The organism is Cutibacterium sp. (genome assembly GCF_030525615.1).
Taxonomy (GTDB): domain Bacteria; phylum Actinomycetota; class Actinomycetes; order Propionibacteriales; family Propionibacteriaceae; genus Cutibacterium.
On record NZ_JAUNEJ010000001.1, the window covers coordinates 681774 to 700648 of the forward strand.

Annotated in this window: 11 protein-coding genes and 1 tRNA gene; 5 read left to right on the forward strand and 7 right to left on the reverse strand. The window is 58.2% G+C overall.

Going from position 1 to position 18875, the window contains the following annotated elements:
- Window positions 1–8: 8 nt before the first annotated feature.
- A complete protein-coding gene (locus Q4B98_RS03170) occupies window positions 9–974 on the reverse strand; it encodes an ABC transporter permease (RefSeq protein WP_303195364.1) in 966 nt (321 codons plus the stop codon).
- Window positions 971–2467, reverse strand: a complete 1497-nt coding sequence (locus tag Q4B98_RS03175) for an ABC transporter substrate-binding protein (protein WP_303195366.1) — start codon at window positions 2465–2467, stop codon at window positions 971–973. The genes Q4B98_RS03170 and Q4B98_RS03175 overlap by 4 nt, the downstream gene beginning before the upstream one ends.
- Window positions 2468–2661: 194 nt before the next feature.
- Between Q4B98_RS03175 and Q4B98_RS03180 the strand changes: the two genes are divergently transcribed.
- Window positions 2662–2738 (forward strand) — tRNA-Met (locus Q4B98_RS03180).
- Between the two features lie 193 nt (window positions 2739–2931).
- Here the strand turns inward: Q4B98_RS03180 and Q4B98_RS03185 are convergent.
- The 3 genes from Q4B98_RS03185 to Q4B98_RS03195 all read right to left on the reverse strand — a co-directional run bounded on the left by Q4B98_RS03185 (window position 2932) and on the right by Q4B98_RS03195 (window position 5302).
- Window positions 2932–3417, reverse strand: a complete 486-nt coding sequence (locus Q4B98_RS03185) for a universal stress protein (protein ID WP_303195367.1) — start codon at window positions 3415–3417, stop codon at window positions 2932–2934.
- A 176-nt stretch (window positions 3418–3593) separates the two neighbouring features.
- Window positions 3594–4157: a PPA1309 family protein gene (locus Q4B98_RS03190; protein ID WP_303195651.1), complete on the reverse strand. Its 564-nt coding sequence runs from the start codon at window positions 4155–4157 to the stop codon at window positions 3594–3596.
- Window positions 4154–5302 carry a PDZ domain-containing protein gene (locus Q4B98_RS03195; protein WP_303195368.1) on the reverse strand — a complete coding sequence of 383 codons (1149 nt, stop codon included), beginning with the start codon at window positions 5300–5302 and terminating at the stop codon, window positions 4154–4156. Before Q4B98_RS03195 ends, Q4B98_RS03190 begins: the two co-directional genes overlap by 4 nt.
- A gap of 86 nt (window positions 5303–5388) precedes the next feature.
- Between Q4B98_RS03195 and Q4B98_RS03200 the strand changes: the two genes are divergently transcribed.
- Window positions 5389–6744: a zinc-dependent metalloprotease gene (locus tag Q4B98_RS03200; protein WP_303195369.1), complete on the forward strand. Its 1356-nt coding sequence runs from the start codon at window positions 5389–5391 to the stop codon at window positions 6742–6744.
- Window positions 6745–6755: 11 nt separating this feature from the next.
- Here Q4B98_RS03200 and Q4B98_RS03205 read toward each other — a convergent pair whose 3' ends face one another.
- Window positions 6756–7349 carry a M48 family metallopeptidase gene (locus Q4B98_RS03205; RefSeq protein WP_303195652.1) on the reverse strand — a complete coding sequence of 198 codons (594 nt, stop codon included), beginning with the start codon at window positions 7347–7349 and terminating at the stop codon, window positions 6756–6758.
- 1039 nt (window positions 7350–8388) lie between these two features.
- Complete coding sequence (locus tag Q4B98_RS03210) at window positions 8389–10485, reverse strand: ATP-dependent DNA helicase UvrD2 (RefSeq protein WP_303195653.1); 2097 nt, start codon at window positions 10483–10485, stop codon at window positions 8389–8391.
- Window positions 10486–10633: 148 nt separating this feature from the next.
- Here Q4B98_RS03210 and Q4B98_RS03220 point away from each other — a divergent pair, with 148 nt between their 5' ends.
- Genes Q4B98_RS03220 through recD form a run of 3 tightly spaced genes read left to right on the forward strand, consistent with a single transcriptional unit; the run spans window position 10634 to window position 18867 of the window.
- Window positions 10634–13777 (forward strand): exodeoxyribonuclease V subunit gamma, encoded by a 3144-nt coding sequence (locus tag Q4B98_RS03220; protein WP_368492283.1) that lies wholly within the window; start codon window positions 10634–10636, stop codon window positions 13775–13777.
- 1 nt (window position 13778) lies between these two features.
- Window positions 13779–17009 (forward strand): UvrD-helicase domain-containing protein, encoded by a 3231-nt coding sequence (locus Q4B98_RS03225; protein ID WP_303195371.1) that lies wholly within the window; start codon window positions 13779–13781, stop codon window positions 17007–17009.
- Window positions 17002–18867, forward strand: coding sequence for an exodeoxyribonuclease V subunit alpha (gene recD, locus Q4B98_RS03230; protein WP_303195373.1), 1866 nt, complete (start codon window positions 17002–17004; stop codon window positions 18865–18867). The genes Q4B98_RS03225 and recD overlap by 8 nt, the downstream gene beginning before the upstream one ends.
- The last annotated feature ends 8 nt before the right edge of the window (window positions 18868–18875 follow it).

Genomic DNA, 18875 nt, shown 5'->3' on the forward strand with positions numbered 1-18875 from the left:
GTGTTCCTTCACTGCTTGGACGTAGAACTCGTACGCAGCCGGGGGTCAAGGGCCACGATGAGGAGATCCGTAAGGTAAGAGATCACCAAGACGAATGCCACGATTATCATGACGACATCGCTGACGACGAGTAGATCGCGGGTGCTCACCGCATCCAGCAGGTAAGACCCCAAACCTGGAATGACAAACACTTCTTCAACGACGATCGATCCTACAAGCATTGCGCTGGCCTGCAGCCCGAGGACAGTAGCCAAGCTGATCGAGGCATTGCGCAACCCATGACGACGAAGCGCAGGCCGCAGCCGCCAGCCGACGGCGCGTGCAGTGCGTAGGTGATCGTCGGCAAGCACGTCGATGAAGGCGCTGCGTACATAGCGAGTCATGACTGCAGCCTGAACGATGGACAGGGACAATACCGGCAACACGAGATGAGAGGCCCATTCCCCGACATCCTCGTGCAGCGGGACATAACCTCCGGCCGGCAGCCAGCCAAGAGTCACCGAGAACAAGACGATGAGAAGGATTCCAGCCAGGAATGCCGGAACACTCATGAGAATCTGTGACAGCGCTGAGGCTACAAATCCGCGACATCGACGACGGTGAACAGCCGCATAGATTCCTACCGGCAGACAGACCACTAACGCCAATAGCAACGACAGTCCGACGAGCCAACCCGTCACCGCCAGGCGCGAAGCAATGCGGGGACCGATCGGTTCAGCAGAAACGATGGAGGTACCCAGATCCCCCCTGAGCAAGGAGCTTAGCCAATCCCAGTAACGCTGGGGCCATGGGAGATCTAGGCCCAACCGGGCACGCACGACTGCTGCGGCCTTTGGATCGGCTTTGGTGCCCAGGATGACCTGAGCGACGTCGCCTGGTAGCAAGGTGAGCAAGGCAAAAACGATCAGCGACGCAGCCAGCAGCCATACCAGCAACTCCCCCAAGGGCAAGAGCACACGTTTCAGGAAGGTCACTTCGATTTCCTGACCTTGGTCAGGTCAAAGCTCAGCGAGGCAGCGTTGTGCTGCAACCCGGTGATGTCAGATTTGCTGACAGTGATCTTCGGCATGAGGTAGAGGAATCCCCCGGCAGCGTCAGTCGCCAGAATCTGGCTCGCCTTCATCAGGTTCTCGTTGGTGCGTTCGGCGGGGCCGGTTTGAGCAGATTGGATGAGACGGTTGAATTCCTTGTTGTGGTAGCGCCAGTAGTAGTCGGGGTTGGCCCAGTTGACGATGTCGCGAGCTTCCACGTGGGCGACGATCGTCAAGTCGTAGTCCGCATGGTTATAAACGACATCAAGCCAGCGGGCCGGAAATTCCAATTCCTCAGTTTCGACAGTGATACCGATTTTAGCCAAATCGGAAGTGACTACCCGAGACGCTGACGTGGCATAGGGCAAGGCCGCAGTACGCAGCCTGAGTTTCAGCCCATTGGCATACCCGGCTTCGGCAAGAAGCTTGCGTGCCCGGGCCGGGTCATAGGGCCAAGTCTTGGACAGGTCTTTGTACCAGGGATCAGTGGGAGGGACCATTGAGCCAATGAGAGTTCCCTGACCATCCCAGACAGAATCCAGCAATCCCTTACGGTCGATTGCCATAAGAATGGCCTGTCGGACTCGTTTGTCCGACAACGCTTTCACGTCGTTATTCATGCCAAGCACGACCTCGCCATTCGTGGTTCCGCGCAGTACCCGATAATCCGAGTTTCCAGTGAACCGCGAGAGAGCTTCGGGGGTCGTCAAATCGGAGATGACGTCAAGGTCTCCAGACATCAGGGCGGCCGTCTGTGCCGTTGCGTCTGAGTAGTACGAAAACTTGATGGTGGGGCGTCCCCCCTCATGCCACGGTTTCGGGGATGGAGACAACGTCACTGAATGGCCTGGTGTGAATTCACTCACAACATAGGGGCCAGAACCTTGCGCTTGAGTGGCAAGATCCTTCACTTCGGGGTCGATGATGACACCTGCGGTGCTAGCCAGATTGAACAACAAGAAGTTGTCGCGGTGGGCCAGGTCAAGGATGACGGTGTTGTCATCAGGCGTACGGATGGCCTTGATTGCTTTTAAGCTGTCTTGGTTAGCCGTCGACTTCGCCATCCGCTCCAACGATGACTTCACCGCAGCAGAGGTCACCGGGCTTCCGGAAGCGAAATGCGCTGCGGGATCGAGATGGAAGGTGAGCTGGAGTCCGTTTCCAGACAGTTGCCATGACTTTGCGAGCAGACTCACGAGCTTGCCGGAATCGTCGACGCGAACAAGGGTCTCATACACGTTGTACAGAAGGACTTGTGGAATCGCGGCGGCATTGTTCGTCATCAGGTCCAATGTGGATGGAGCGGCTGTCGCCCCGATCGTGATGACTTTCTCTTCCGCTGAAGCTCCCTCATCGGTTGACTGGCAACCGGCAATTCCGGTAGCTGACAGGGCCACTGCTGCGGCAACTCCCGCAGCTTTCAACTGCACTCGCATCGTCTAATTATGCTCCTTTGTTGAGCTACACGCTCGCCGGCGAACTTTACCCTTCCCCGAATCATCGCGTGTACATCGATATCGGATGTGCACAGCACCACAGCACGCCAAGACGGGAGTGCAGCCAGTATCAGGGGCCTCGCAAGGGTCGATTTGTACGACATCGATGTCATCTGTATAGTGAAACGAGCCGACGCGGGGTGGAGCAGTTCGGTAGCTCGCCGGGCTCATAACCCGGAGGTCACAGGTTCAAATCCTGTCCCCGCTACCACCGAAAGGCCGGTTCACAAGGGTAAACCCCCATGAACCGGCCTTACTCATATGCGGCCTTACTCATATGCGTTTGTGCGTCACTACCGTTGACGTAATCTTCTGCCGACACCAAGGGGACACTCTGTGAGCAAGCGCCGGGGACGTCTCAAGACTGACAAGCCTCATAGCCGTCACTCATCGCCTGCCCGCCATCACTGGCACAGCGGCTCATCCCAGTCTTCACCTCGCAGCGGAACGATGATGACCGGGCGAAGCTGCCGGCGACCCAACTGGACTGCCACTGACCCGTCGAGCCATTCCTGAAGCCCAGCACGAAACCCGGGACGCCGGGTACCTAGCACGAAGCACCCTGCGCCGATGTTGTGAGCGAGGTGTGCAAGCTGTTGATCCGGCAATCCCGGCAGATAAATGAGTTCCCACTCCATCTCCGGGTAATCGGCCATGAAAGCGTCTAAGGCACCCTGGATCGAGGACCTGGCAGCCATCATCGAAATGCGTTGAGCGGTCGGGTCGAGTGGATGGCTCTGATCGGGGTCAGACGGATTCGGTACCCGATCGGTCGCAACATAAGCGAAGACAATCTTGCTGCCCATGGCCTTAGCGTGTTCGACGCCAGTCGCCAGTACAGCCCGGGGGATGTCCGGCATGATCGCGACGATGACCGGACGGCCTCTCATCGTTCCTCGCGGTGACCGCTCATATTTCACAGCTGTACGGTTTTCATTACTAAGCACTTCATTGCTAAGCGATGATTTTTCGGACTGTAGCTCCGTCATGATCGTCTCCTAGATGTGGCGGCACACTACCGACATCGCGCACATTACCGGCTGTCAGACGCCCTCGTGACTGATTGTCACGTCAACGTACCGAGGACTGCAGCTTCCAAGGCTGGGACGAGATTCACCGATCCGAGTAGGTCTTGCGGATGATCGACGAGCCGCGCGACCCCGTAGTGGCTTCCATCACGCAACGCGCCAGCGACAACCCGAACCTCTTGATGTTGTGGATGGGCTGCAACGAAGGTCGCAGCCTTGTCCGGGTCGTCCGGAATCTCGTTGGCATACTGGTCGGACAAAAACACCCGCTCGACACAGATAGCTGCCCCGTCTACCGCCTCACCCCACGCCGTCCCAGCAAGAGCACGAGCCAAATCCTCTCCAGGACGGAAGTCATCTTGCTCGATACTGGAAAGGCTGTCTGGACTGCCGACTGCGAGTTGACCGACGAGGGCTGGTTCAGCCTTCATGAGGTCGACGGTGCGCACCAAGGCAAACAGACGAGGTGGCCCGCCCCAACTCGATGTCCCCACGAACCTTTCGATCTCAGTCAAACATGCCACCAAAGCATCATTGACCGAGGACGTCTCGGCCTCGGCATTATCGGCGTCCTGACTCATATTCTCGTCCTCATCATTCAGCAATGCGGTACTCCGGTTCCACCACCGCGAATCTTCTGGATGGCCGCGATGGCATCCTTGAGGCTCGAAACCTTGACGAGACGCATCGACGTTTGAACCCCTGTGACATCCCGGCAATTGCCTGCCGGAACGAGGAAGGTCTTGGCTCCGTCCCGCTCGGCTCCGGCGATTTTCTCCTGGATGCCGCCAATGGCAATCACGTTGCCGTCCGGAGAGATAGTCCCGGTCCCGGCTATCCGTAACGAACCAATGAGGTCATTAGGAGCAACCATTTGATAAATCGATAGCGCCATGGCCAGACCAGCCGAAGGACCGACGATATCTGCCGGGATTCCATAGGTAATCGTCGGGGCGTATCGGTATCCAGTATCGACTGTGATACCGACGGCGGGAGATTTGCGGTCACTGACTGACGATACCGTCGTTACGGCAATCGTCTTGGCAGTGGAGTTCCGCAGTACCCCGAACACCACGGTGTCACCCACAGTGTGCCTGCTCACCGCCTTGCCGACGTCAAGAACGGAGGTCACCGGTTTCCCGTCGACCTTCTCAATGAGGTCACCGGGCTGCAACTTTCCACGGGCCGGACCAGCCGCACTCACGGCATTGACCATCGGCATTTCCGTGACGGGCAGGCCAGCCGCACGCAGAGCCGCCACGGCGGCGTCACGCTGGGAAGTGTCCATCATGTATGACTCGTCAGCATTCACCTGCTGAGGGGACTGGCCTGGTGGGTAGACGGCCTCCCGCTGTAAGACATCGTGGTCTGGACGAATGTGGTCGACCAAGGCCTCTGGAAGGCTTAGACGCGAATCCGCCCGTGTGACCGACACTGTGGTCATCTTGATCTCACCTTGGCTGTGCCGGGTAGTCAGGCCATCGATTTGGATCATTGGCTTGCCCTGCTCGTTCGTCGAGAGCAGATTCACGGTCTGTCCGGGGGACCTAGCCACGAACGGAATGGGTACCAAAATCAGGGCCAACACACACAACAGCACCACAAGAGCTGACGAGATCGCCGTCCAGCGAGTGAGAAATCGCTCCCCTTTGTGCTCCCCGGTACCGACCGCAGTACTAACCACTGTGGACGTATCGGAGTCATGCACCGGTGGATTGGGCGTGGTCGACTCGGACATGATGGCCATGGTAGCCGTAATGGGCAATCACTTTTCCGCGCCGGTGACCGCTCTAGACTTGACTAGGACACCACAACGAGCGAACGGAGACGGGAATGAATGATGGACCCCAGAATCCTGGGCAGCCCGACCCCGAGGAGATGGCCGAGCAGCTGCGACGCATGATGCAGCAATTAGGCTTGCCCGCTAATGGTGACTTCGCCTCGTTCATGACCCAGTTGTCGCAGATGTTCGGCGGTCAGGTCGGATTCGGTATGCCGGGAGCCGATCCGAGTAGTGGACCGGTCGACTGGTCTCACATCAAGGACATGGCCCGGCACATTACGGCATCCCACGGCCCTGATCCGACGCCGGGTCAGCAAGAACGTATTGCCTTACTGGACGCATCGCGTCTTGCCGAGAGTTGGCTGGACAGGGAATGCGAATTTGCCCAGGTCAGCACGCAGCCGGCCTGTTGGAGCCGTGCGGAGTGGATTGAGCACACCTTTTCCTCTTGGCAGTCCGTCGTCGAGCCGGTGCTAGTGTCCTTGACCGAGGCGATGAGTGGACTGATGTCGTCTGGTGAACCCAACGACCCGATGGCCGCTTTGACTCAGATGATGGGTCCGGTACTTCGTCGGATGTCAGCCATGCTTTACGGAGCCCAGTTGGCTCAGGGCCTCGGTGAACTGTCAACCTCAACAGTGACGGGAACCGAAATTGGTCTCCAGGTATTGTCGGTGCCTCAAGTCATTCTGCTCCCGACCAATATTGCCGCAGCATGGAATGATCTTGACCTCGATCCACGAGACGTTGAGCTGTATCTCGTACTGCGTGAGTCGGCGCGCCAGCGGCTGTTCAATGCGGTGAGTTGGCTGGGACCGCAGCTGTTAGCCCTGGTCGAGCATTATGCGCGCGAGATCCGTATCGATTCCTCGGCTATTGAGGACGCCATCAATATCGACGACCTGTCCCAGCTGACCCCTGAGAAGGCCCAGGAGATGTCCGAGCATTTGCAGGGGCGTCTCTTCGAGCCGACTCGCACCCCGGAGCAAGAAGGCGTCCTTGAGCGATTGGAAACGTTGCTCGCCCTCATCGAGGGTTGGGTCGACGAGGTGACGTCACAGGTCGCCCGCACGTGGCTTCCTAGCCACGATCAACTTGCCGAAGCGGTACGTCGACGTCGCGCCACCTCAGGACCGGCTGAGGTGTTCTTTCAGTCCCTGCTTGGTCTGGAACTTCGTCCTCGTCGCGTTCGTGACGCTGCGAACTTGTGGGCGGCACTCCGTGATGCTCGTGGCACAGTCGGCCGCGATCAGGTGTGGAACCACCCAGACATCGTTCCGACCACCGCAGACCTCGACGACCCGCTGGGCTATGTCTCAGGCGAACGTCAGGACAGCGCTGAAGGCGGCGACGATCTGGATGCTGAGCTGGAGGAGCTGCTGCGCGATCACGGTCAGGACGAATGAGGCACGAGGTTCTACTGTCCAGGGGAAGTGACTCCTCCGGCAACAGCCCACTCGTACCCGTTGAGGAAACCTTCTGCACGCTCTGCATCGGGGAATCCAGATAGCAGCTCGTGGAATTGCCGGGTGTGATTGGCTTCTACCAGATGACACAGTTCGTGGGCGAGTACATGGTCTATCACCCAAGCGGGAAATCCAATCATCCGGTCTGAGAGTCTGATTTCTCCCGTGGTCGGCGTACATGATCCCCACCGGGTGTTCTGGTTCGACACCCACCTCACTGAGGTGAGTCCGATAGTGTGCCCCACACGCGGTTCAAGGTGGGTTCGGCACAGCCGACGAGCACGACGTGTCAGCTCATCCGAAGTCGGGCCGGAACATCGTCGGGCCTGAGATCGAGTCACTTTGTCGACCAGTTCCAGCACCTGACGGTCCTGTTCGGCATTCCGCATACTCATAGGAACCATGACCAGAACGGAGTTGCCCTCCATCCGCGCACTCAAGGTGCGGTGGCGTCGCGAACTGCGTCGAATAATGATTTCCGGCCTACCGTCGCGAGCTGCGATGACTTCATCGGTGGTTGCCCTGCCAGCCATGAGACCCATCATGCCCGATAGGAAGGACACTTCCGGCGGCAGACTGTTCTCTATTTACATGCATAATGGAATCTGCTCGGTACGCGGTTGACGAGAACCATGACCTGTCCTACATTTGGAGACAACCCCCGGATCTCGGGTGTGCAGGGGAAGGCACATCGTAGTGGTCCGGGGGTTCTATATCCCGGATCTCTGGCCTGATGTGCCAGGTTCAGTGTTGTTCGAACGCCGATATATGTTGTCCGTGAAGGGCAATGTGTTGCCCGTCTGCAGTGATGTGTTGCCCGTCGTCCCGGCGGCCCTTCCCCACGCTTCGGGGTTTCCGAAATCCTCAGAGTATGCGCGTTGAACTTGATTGTCCTTGGACTCCTGTACCGGGTGGGTTGCGTCTACTTGCTCCAGACGGTCGATCATTTCGACTGATGGGAGTCCAAGCAACCTATGACGGGAACATCGACGTCCCTGCGAACGTCGCGCAGCGCCTTCATGAGTCTGGACTGGCGACACGACCGAGCGGACTTCGGGTAGCAGTCATCAGTGACGGCTACATCTCCCAAGACATCGTCTGCGGTCTATCGGCGAGACATATCGAGGTGACGACGTGGATGCGCGATCAGCAACCTCGAAGCTCTCGAAACCTTCGATGGGTGTCCGGGGCGTCCTGTCCCGAGGCCGATGTTGTCGTGATATGCCCGAGGACCCTGCTGGGAGGCCGTGACATCGCTGAACAGTGTCAACGCGCCGGCATAGCTTCCATCATTGCCTGGGGACGCCATCGTTGGGGTGTCGTCGGACCGGTTAATGATCGCAACCCAGGATGCCAGCACTGCGCAGACATGGCGCTGGCGGCGCACGACCCAGACTGGGTAGTGATAGCCCGTACGGCGATCGGAGACAACCATGACCCGGTTGTGACTGCCTGGTTGGTCAACCGCATCGAGACTACCGCTAGGGCTCTGCACGATCACTCAGACCGACGTCACTTAAAGTCTCTCCACGTTCGTACCACCGCCGGCGAGCGCAGTCTCCATGTGCCGATTCAACCCGGATGTCATTGCTGGTCACCTGAAGATGCGTCGTGCAGTACCTTGATGAGATCAGCGGCATAAAGATCGGCCTTGCGTCGCCCAATCCCAGGAACTTGCAATAATCCCTCAACCGAATATGGCCGATTCTCGGCGATGCCGAGCAAGGTCGCGTCGGTGAGAATGACAAACGCGGGGACACGATCAGTCTCTGCTCGTCCACTGCGCCATTCACGCAGTCTCTCGACCAATGCCGGGTCGACCCCCACTTCACACGCAATGTGGTGGCCAAGCTTGCGATCTCGGCCGGCCATCAAGGCCTCACCACAGACCGAACACCTCGCAACGGTTGTGCGTCGTCTGCGGTGACGTGGTGGCTTGTTGGACGCCTCCCCAGCCCCAGACAACCCACGCAGGAAACGCGAAATCCCCTGTCGATCACGGTTCGATCCTGACCACGAATACGAAACCCACAGATCTCGGCGTGCGCGGGTAATCCCGACATGCAACAGACGCCGTTCCGAGGCAATCTCAGCAGGAGTCTCCGCCATAATGAACGGCACCATATCGTCGCTCATTCCGTACAGGGCAACAACGTCCCATTCGAGTCCCTTGGAGGCATGCAAGGTGGCGAGGGTGACCCCTTCGCCGACCGGGACCTCCTGAGTTGCGTTCCGCCGGGAAAGCACCGCAGCCACGTCTGCCAGACGCGCCTTCTCCTTATCGACGATCGAGGCAGCCAAATCATGAAGCGCCTGCAGGGATTCCCAGCGCTGCCTTAACTCGCCTTCCCCTTGGGGCGGTGTGGCGGTCCATCCCTGAGCAGCAAGGAGCCGGTCGAAGGCTGGCAGCGCATCGGCGTCGGGTTCGTCGGCGACCAGCCGGGCAAGCGCGTCCATAGCGCGACGTACCTCGGGTCTGTCGTAAAACCTCTCGGATCCCCTGACCAAATACGGAATGGACCGCTCGCTCAGTGCAGCTTCGAGATGGGCGGCCTGCGAATTGATCCGGTACAAAATGGCAATCTCAGACCACGGGATCCCGGCAGCGTGACGAGATTCAATCCACATAGCAATTGCCGAAGCTTCAGTAGAGTCATCACCGAGAACTTGGAAAACCGGCTCAGGCCCCGAAGGTCGTCGAGCTACCAGATTCACTCCCCTGCCATGTTCGGCGGCTTCTTCCGAAGACAGACGGTTGACAAGAACTTCATTTGCTAACCGGATGATCTCCGGAGAAGACCGATAATTCCGCACCAAGTCAATGCGTTTCGTACCCGGATGATCTGTCACGAAATCCAACAAATAATCGGCCCTCGCGCCAGCATAGGAATGAATAGCCTGGTGCGGGTCCCCGACGACACAGACGTCATTGCGATCACCGAACCATAGCTCGAGTAATCTATGCTGAATGGGAGAAACATCCTGATACTCATCAACGACGAAGTGCTGATAGCGAGCTCGGATTTCCGCTGTGATGTCGCGGTGCTGAACCATCATGGCGACAGCGCACAACAGAATGTCGTCAAGGTCAATGACGCAACGCTCACGTTTGACCGCCTCGTATCCAGCAAACACCCTGCCGACATCGGTAGCCGAGACCCCCGCCACCACTCGCCCTTCTGTTCGAGCCAAAGCTGCATAATCGTCACAGGAAACATTCGAGACTTTTGCCCAAGAAATCTCGGCAGACAAATCTCGTAACAGCGCCTTGTCACTTCCCAAGCCGATACGTCGGGTCGCTTCGGCAAGCATGGAGAATCGGGCTTCACTCACTGGCGGCAATTCGCAGTTGTAGGCGCGCGGCCAAAAAAACTTGATCTGTCGCAGCGCGGCTGAGTGAATGGTGCGCGCCTGGACACCCACCACGCCAAGGTCAGCAAGGCGTCCCTTCATAGTGCCGGCAGCTTTGGTGGTGAAGGTCACTGCTAGGGTTCGACGCGGGTTGAGTTTTCCTGTCGCAGCTCCGTAGGCGATACGGTGCGTGAGAGCGCGAGTCTTTCCCGTCCCGGCACCGGCGATGACGCAGACTGGAACGTCAAAGGTTTTGGCGACCTTCGCCTGTTCAGGATCCAGCGCTGCCAAGATCACATCTGCCGGTTGAGTTCTCACAGCGATCACCATAGGGACACGCACCGACAGATTGACGATGGTCTGTTCTGCGTGTGTGCCATCAGCTGTCACGAAAACTCGTCGGACGGCGTTCCTATACTGACTTACCAGCTCTTCAACAGTCCCAGACCCAGTCGAGTCGTCACAAGGAGGTGCCCCGATGGCAGGTGCGGTGAAGGTCGTTCATTCCTGGGGCCACGTCAGCGAAGCTGTGTCGACGGCTTTGTCACAACCCACTGAGGATCCTTTCGTTCGTCCAATCCTTGTAGCACCCAGCACGGCTCATTCCCGCGCTCTGCTGCAGTCTCATGCTTGTCGTTATGGCATCGCTGCTGGAATCCCATCGACGACTCCCTTCGAGCTGAGAACCGGCCTCGAAGAAGACGTCCTCGGGATTGATCGCGCTGACGATCCGTGGCGTCCTGGACCGTTAGCCTTACGAATCGCACGCATCATCGATTCTCCGGGTTTCGAAATCGTTTCTACCCACCTTGATTCCTGTCGACGCCAAGGCATTCCTCGCGCATCATGGACAACAGCCCGGCAGGCGGCAGAGGCGCTGACAGCAATTGCCCGAGATTCCCATGATGTCTTGCGGATCTGGGCTCGCGGCCACGGCACCCAAGCTGACAATGAGTATGACGTCGACCTCACCGGTAGCCCGTTGGACCCAGCCCGATCCTGGTGGGCTCCGCTGTGGCGCACCCTGCTCGCCGAACCCTGCCCGGTTACCGACCCGGTGACCAGGCATGAGGCGTTGGTTGACGCGCTGCGAGGACGACAAGCCTCGTGCGGTGCGCCTATTGTCTGGTTCTCGTCGGCAGCGGTACCTCAGCACGACGTTGAGTTGGCCGAGGCTCTGGCGGTGTCGCGCACCATCACGATCATCCACCTCGATCATGCCCTTCAACCCCATGACCCATGGCGCACCTTCGATCGCCTACGCGCCGCAACCACGGCGAGGTGGGTCTCGTCATCACTTCCCGTTCTCGGGGATACGACGGAGGCACCGGCCAACGAACTTGCCCCGGTTGACATTCACAACTGTCATGGGCCAGACCGGCAAGCAGAGGTTGTTCGCGACGTCGTGTGTGAAGTCCTGGCCGACGACGAAACAGTGGAACCAAGGGACATCGTCGTGGTGTGCTCGGGACGTCAGGATGCGGCGCATTTGTTGTCCGCGAGCACCATGGCGCAGACCAATCATCCGGCCAATCGAATTCGATTTACGACACCGCCGCCCCAGAATCGCGTCAATCCAGTGACCGAAGCTGTCACCACCGTCCTTGGGCTGGCAACTGCCCGCGCGACCGGACAAGATCTTCTCAATCTTTGCGCCATGCCTGTTATCAGAGCACGTTTCGGATTTTCCGACGATGACCAGGAAACGATCGAACGATTGATAAGCCAGGCTGACATTCGCTGGGGAGTAGACCCAGCAGCTCGCGAAAAGGCCGGGCTAGCACGAATTAGGCAGTCAACCTGGTTGGCTGGAATTGAGCGCATGGTTCTCGCTATCGCGATGTCATCTGCCCCTCCCACCCATCTGGGTACTGTCACACCCATTACTGATGTTGGATCCACCACGATTCCAGTCGTGGGGAAACTGGCCGAGCTGGTCTCGCGATTGCGTAAAGCGTTCCTCGATACCGAGGTCCCCGCACCACTGACAGTGTGGTCCACTCGTATCAGCGACATCGTTGACAACCTGACCGCCGCACCTAGCGATGCTCCCCGATCGGTACTGGATACCCTCTCCCTTCTGGCCAATCTTGATTCAGCTTCCGAGGACAGGGATTTTAATCGCCAGGAGATCATTGACCTTCTGACGTGGTTGTCAGGGACATACCATATCCGTCATTCATGGTTTGACGGCTCGCTTCACGTCTGTCGGCCTGGTGATCTTTCTCCTGTCGACCATAAGGTCGTCATCATTGTTGACCCCGATCAAGACGTCGTTCGGACCGACCAGCTTCACGGGCTGCGCGATGACTGCCTCGACCCAAGTACCAGAGCACGTCAGGATCTTTTCGATGTCGCCCTGTCCGCAAAGAACCGTCTCATCGTTGTGCGACAGGATCGAAACGCTGTGACCAACCTCCCTGTGCTGCCTGGTCCCTTTACGACCACCTTGACCGAGGCACTCAAGGCAAAGAACGCCACCGCACACTGCGTCGTCAACCACGGTTTGCAGCCCTTCTCCCCTGATGAGTTCAGTGACAGCACCGGAGCGTCGTGGCGCAGCTTCGACCAGACTGCGGCAGAAGCAGCGCGATGCCAACCTGGTTCGCGATCACGCCGTAACCGCATTGTTCTACCTCCGGTGACGGAGCTTCCCGAATCACGGATGTCGCCAACTGATCTCACTTTGGCGTTGTCTCACCCTGCCCGAACATTGCTTCGAGCACGGGCAGGTGCTCCGGCCAATGACAGAAACACGGATCTTCCAACTGACCTGCCCCTTGCCCCAGGGCCGTTGGACAAATATTGGATTCGTTCTCGGATACTCGCGGACCTTGAACATGGTTCGGATCCGCAAGACGCCATTGACGCAGAGCGACTACGAGGATCAACTCCCCCCGGTCGGTATGGACAGAATCTGGTCGATGCCTTGGCGCAGCAGGCGAGCAATATCTCGAAAACGGCCAATAATCTTCGTGGTGACCATGATGAACGGTTCGTCGAAATCAACCTTGATCTCACTGACGGCGACACGCCGCCACTGACATGGCCTGACGGACTCATCGTCGATCCCATGCATACGGTTACCCTGAGAGGTCGAGTCGGGGTGAGAAACAAGCAGATCGTCCATGCTGTAGCGAGTCGCGCACATGCCAGGCCGCTTCTTGACCTGTGGGTTGATGTCCTGGCAGTCACGATTGCCACTAACGAGACTGGATGGTGCGGAGCTTTGGTGTCCAATGATGAGGTCTGGAAGATGATGGCCCCTGATCCCGTTCGTGCACGCGATATTCTCGCCGGTCTGGCGCGTCTAGCGTGGTGGAGTAATCAACAGCTCATCCCGTTACCCGTCAAACTAGCCCATGCCCTGGTAGGTCTGTCTCCCATGCCACGTCGCAATTGGCAAACCACTCCACTGCAACAAAAGTGGTCGAAGGAGTACGACCCGAACTGGGCAGCGTTTCTCGGTCCTGACGTCAACGAGCTCATCACGAGATGTCACGAACTTGGCACCACCCTTGAAAATCTGTCTGGCTGGCTTTTCAACCCCATCATTGCGGCATCCCAAGGGACAAGGGGTTGTCAACCGGCGATGGCTCGTATTGCCCGCCCCGGAGCATGACATGGGTACGAAGACATCATTCAGCATCACTGACCCACTACCACAAGGAACTGTCCTTCTGGCGGCGAGTGCGGGAACTGGGAAAACCTGGACAATCTCGGCAGTATGCGCCAAGGCGATTGCAACCGGGATGGTGAAGAACATTGAGAATCTTCTCCTGGTCACCTTCAACCGGTCAGCAGCTCGGGAACTGCGTGGGCGAGTGTATGAACGTCTTGTCAGCACTGCGGCCTTGCTGGCAGGTGACAGACCGTCCAATGATGCCTGCGATGAATCCTTGATGAATCTCGGGACGGAAGGACTGGACCGGGTACGAGCAGCCCTGGACTCCTTTGACCGTGCTGTTATTACAACCACCCACGAATTCGCGTCTCGGATGCTCGTCGAGCTGGGAATCCTGTCAGATCATGATCCCTCGTCAGTCCTCATGGCTGACCTCACCCCGCTAGCTACCGAGGTGTCTGACGACTTTTACCTGGCTCGGTATTTCGACGTTGCCCAACCTCCATCTGTGAATGACAAGCGCAAGCTGTCAAGGGATGTCGCCGTCAAATATGGTGAGGTACCAATTGCGCCACACACCGACGTCGTATCACCTGATCTTGAATGGACTCAATCCGTGCGAGCCGAAGTACGAAAGCGTTCCCGGGCGAGGGCGGTTCACACCTTTGACGACCTCATCGCAGATTTACTCAGAGCGCTGCGAGACCCTGTCCGAGGCCAATTAGCACGCGAAACTTTGGCACGACGTTTTGCATTGGTGATGGTCGATGAGTTCCAGGACACCGATCCTTTACAGTGGGAAATACTGCGTCTGGCCTTCCATGAACGCAGCAACCTGTGGCTCATTGGTGATCCCAAACAGTCCATCTATGCGTTCCGCGGGGCCGACATCTACGCTTATCAGGACGCTGCGGAATCTGCTGAACACGTCCTCCATCTCGACGTCAATTACCGGGCTGACAAGCCCATCGTCGAGGCCATCAGTACCCTTTTCGGCAACGCACAACTAGGGCGAGGAATCGCCATGGAGCCGGTCACCGCCGACCACCAGAGATCTCGGATCGGCACTCAAACCACGCACAATCATCGATACAGCTGGTCTCAGCCCTTCCAAATCCGTTGTCTTGAAGCCCCGGCAGATGTTCGGATGGACGCTGCGACCTCGGAGCGCATGGTTACTGAGGATGTGGTCAACCAAGTCATCATGATGTTGGAGGGCGGCACCGTCATCCATGATGACGACGGCCAAGACAGACCACTTCGCCCCAACGATATCGCCATCTTGGTCAGGACGCGCAGAAGGGGTGCTGCGATCGCTGCCGCTTTGTCACAAGCCAACCAACCTGCTGTCTTTTCCGGCGACTCGCCGGTGTGGACGTCCCAGGCTGCCAAAGATCTCGTCACCCTCTTGGAAGCCCTCGACAACACCGACGAAAGACTGCGCACCCGGTTGTGTTTGTCCGACCTCATTGGTGCCACTCCTGCCGATCTTGCCGCATCGGATTCGAGGGTACGTTCTGATTTGGCCATCGATGTGGCCCGGTGGGCAAGCGTGTGGCCCAGCACCGGAGTTTGGGGCACCGTTGAAGCAGCACTTCACAGGCCGGGGGTATTGGCTCGTCTGGTCAGTATGACCGACGGTGAGCGCTACGTCACAGACCTTCGTCAGGTGGCGCAACAAGCCCACGCCGCAAGCTGCGACGCTGCGTTGACGCCGACTGCGGCAGCGGCATGGATTCGTGACCAGCAACAACGCGTCGGAGACGACGAGCCTCGTCGTCTCGACAGCGACCAACAGGCCGTCAATGTTATGACCATCCACGAGGCGAAAGGGCTGGGCTTTCCAGTTGTCTTACTACCTGACATTTCTCATGGCTGGAGTCTGAGTAATCGCGGGCCGATCGTCTGGCATGACGGACATCGCCGAGTTCTTAGTATTTCTTCCCAAGGTCCCGATCGCGATACGGCGGTTGAGAGCCATCAAGAAGATGAACGGGGCGAGAATCTTCGGCTTCTTTACGTAGCTCTCACCCGAGCCCGATCGGCCGTTCGGTTGTGGTGGTGGCCCTGCTCATCTCGTAATCAAGGATCGGCTTTCCAGCGGTTGGTCGAGATGGATCGTTCTAGTGGCGAACTTGGCCTTGGCAGGGAAGGAACTAATCCGAGGATCCTCCCCTGGCTCAACTCAGGACCCATCATGACGGCTACCGCACCGGCCAATCAGAAACACCTCAGTCGAACACCGAGCATCAAATATCGGGACGTCGCGTCACCACGCCAGCTGACACGACCTTTGGAGCTTGACTTCGTTCGAACCTCATATTCAGGATTGACTACCGAGATTCATGGCGGTGTCCTTACTCCCCTGGCGGCCACGCTTACCGACGAGCCTGAGGAAGATGAATCCACCGACATCACTGCTACCGGACTCTGCGGACTTCCCGGCGGCACATCCTTTGGCACTGTGGTACACGAGGTACTCGAGCACATCGACACCAGTTCTTCGAACCTGTCTCACGAGGTCCTCGCTATCACCCGAAGAATCCTACGGACAGCGCCATTACCGGACGTTCCTGCGCCAGTTCTTGCAGCCGGCTTGGAACAGGTTCTTCGGACAGATCTTGGTGACCTGGCACAGGGCATGACACTGGCGAGCTTCTCCCCCGACAACAGACTTGCAGAGATGAATTTCGAGTTGGCGATGTGCCAATCCAAGACGGCACAAACAATGGCCGACCTAGCGGCTCTGCTCAGGGATCCGGGCTTAGTTCCGTCGGATGATCCGATCAGTGGATACGGAGATGCACTGTCCCACATACCTAACAGTGACCAGACTCTGCGAGGTTTCCTCACTGGCTCAATTGACGCGGTTTTGAGACGGCCGGATGATCGTTACCTTGTCGTCGACTACAAGACAAACCGAGTTCCTGGCGCTCGAAAGCTACGAGCCGAGATGTACGACACCGACACTATGCGCGCCATGATGTTCAGCTCTCACTATCCCCTACAGGGACTGCTGTATTCAGCGGCCTTGCATCGATTCTTGGTGTCGAGCCTTCCCGGATACGACCCTGCCCGCCATCTTGGACCTATCGGATATCTCTTCGTTCGAGGGATGACCGGCGGCTCAGCTCCTGAGACCGGGATGCCGCAAGGAGTGTTCACATGGCATCCAAAGCCGGATCTCATCGAGGCTATCAGCGAGTGTTTGGGAGGTCGCCATGCCTGAACTCATACCTGTCGGGGCTGGAAACAGGTTGGAACCTTTCGCGCGCGCCGGCGTTCTGGAACCAAGCGATATTCACCTTGCCAATCTGGTATGCCGTATTGGCGGAGAGCATAACCCTGACGTAGGTTTAGCTATCGCGTTGTCGTGCCGCGAGCTACGTCGTGGGTCCGTATTTTGGGATCCTCGTGAGATCGCCGGATCCATCCGACGCCAGGTCCTCGACCCCGCCATTCCGAACATTGACGACAGCGACCAGGCTGACCTCTTTGACGCTTTGGAATGGCCTGACCCCGACACGTGGCTGTCTGCGCTGGCAGACAGCCCCGTCATTGCCGGGCGCAACGATCCACTCAACCGGCTGCCGGCTCGCCTGGACGATGACCTGCTCTACCTGGAAAAGTACTGGCAGGCTGAACACAACGTCGCACGTGATTTGGCTTTATTAGCTGCCGACCCTCCACGTCAAGGGCCCGTAGCTGCCAACCAGATCGTCTCAAAGGTCAGCGCCGCTCTTGCATCCGCCGACATCATCCTGGACCCAGCCCAAGCCGAAGCCGCCATTGCGGCTATCACTCATCGGATCAGTATCCTTGCTGGTGGGCCTGGAACGGGCAAGACGACGACAGTATGCGCACTATTGGCTTCGCTTCAGAAAGCGGATCCTCACCTCGGGGCTATCGCCCTCGCAGCCCCCAGCGGTAAAGCTGCGGCCCGCCTTCGCGACTCTGTCTCGGAGATGTCAGCACACATGCCTGATGACCTCAAACCGGTCGTTGCTGATGCCACAACCATCCATTCTCTTTTGAAATGGCAGGGGCCAGGATCGTCCTTCGGCTACGACGAGCAGCGCCAACTTCCGTTCGGGGTGATTGTCGTCGACGAGGCGTCTATGCTCTCGCTCCCTCTGGCAGCCAGTCTGCTAGCCGCTATTGGCTCCGGGACTCGCCTTGTCCTGGTAGGAGACCCAGGCCAGCTCGTGTCGGTGGACGCCGGAAGCGTTTTGGCTGACATTGTGTCTTCGGCTGGTGCGCTCGACACTCGTCTTCCGGTCACGATCCTCACCCGAAACCACCGCTCGCGAGGAGATATCGCCGATCTGTCGGAAGCCGTTCGTGAAGGTGATAAAAGCACCGCTTTAATGGTTCTCAGCAAAGCCGCGCTTGGCCACGGTGCGGCAACGGCAGGGGCGGTCGTGCCAAGCATTTCTTGGATTAACGCCGATCCGGCTGACATCACTATGACTGACCTTCCAGCAGTCGCGGACGTCATCACACACACTGGGTCGCGAATGCTCGAGCTGGCCCGGTCAGGATCAGACGCAGCTGCTCTGAAACTGGTCGACGCCCATCGCTTGCTGTGTGCTCATCGGGAAGGACCTTATGGCGTCGACGAGTGGTCTCAGCGCATGGTGTCTGTCCTTGCTGATGTCCTCCCTGGCATCGATCAGAGCCGATGGGCCCTCGGTGAAACCGCCATGGTCACGCACAACCTCGCTCAGTTGGGAGTAAACAATGGCGACTGCGGAGTTGTTGTGGAGACCCGACCGGTTCCCATCGTGACTCTTCCCGGCCCGGGCGGTACTCCTCGGCGATTACCCTGCTCCCTCATCCCGTCTTTGCAGCCCCTACAGGCAATGACGGTTCATAAAGCTCAGGGCAGTCAATTCACCAATGTCACGGTGATCTTACCGCCGCCTGAATCCCCGCTCCTCACCCGGGAATTGTTCTACACGGCCATCACTCGGGCTCGCGAACATCTCACAGTTGTTGGGACGAAAGAATCTGTGGAACGAGCCATCGACCGAGCGAACGACCGCCGCTCTGGTATCCAGCGCCGGTGGGAAGAGAATCGCGCATGATGACCGGC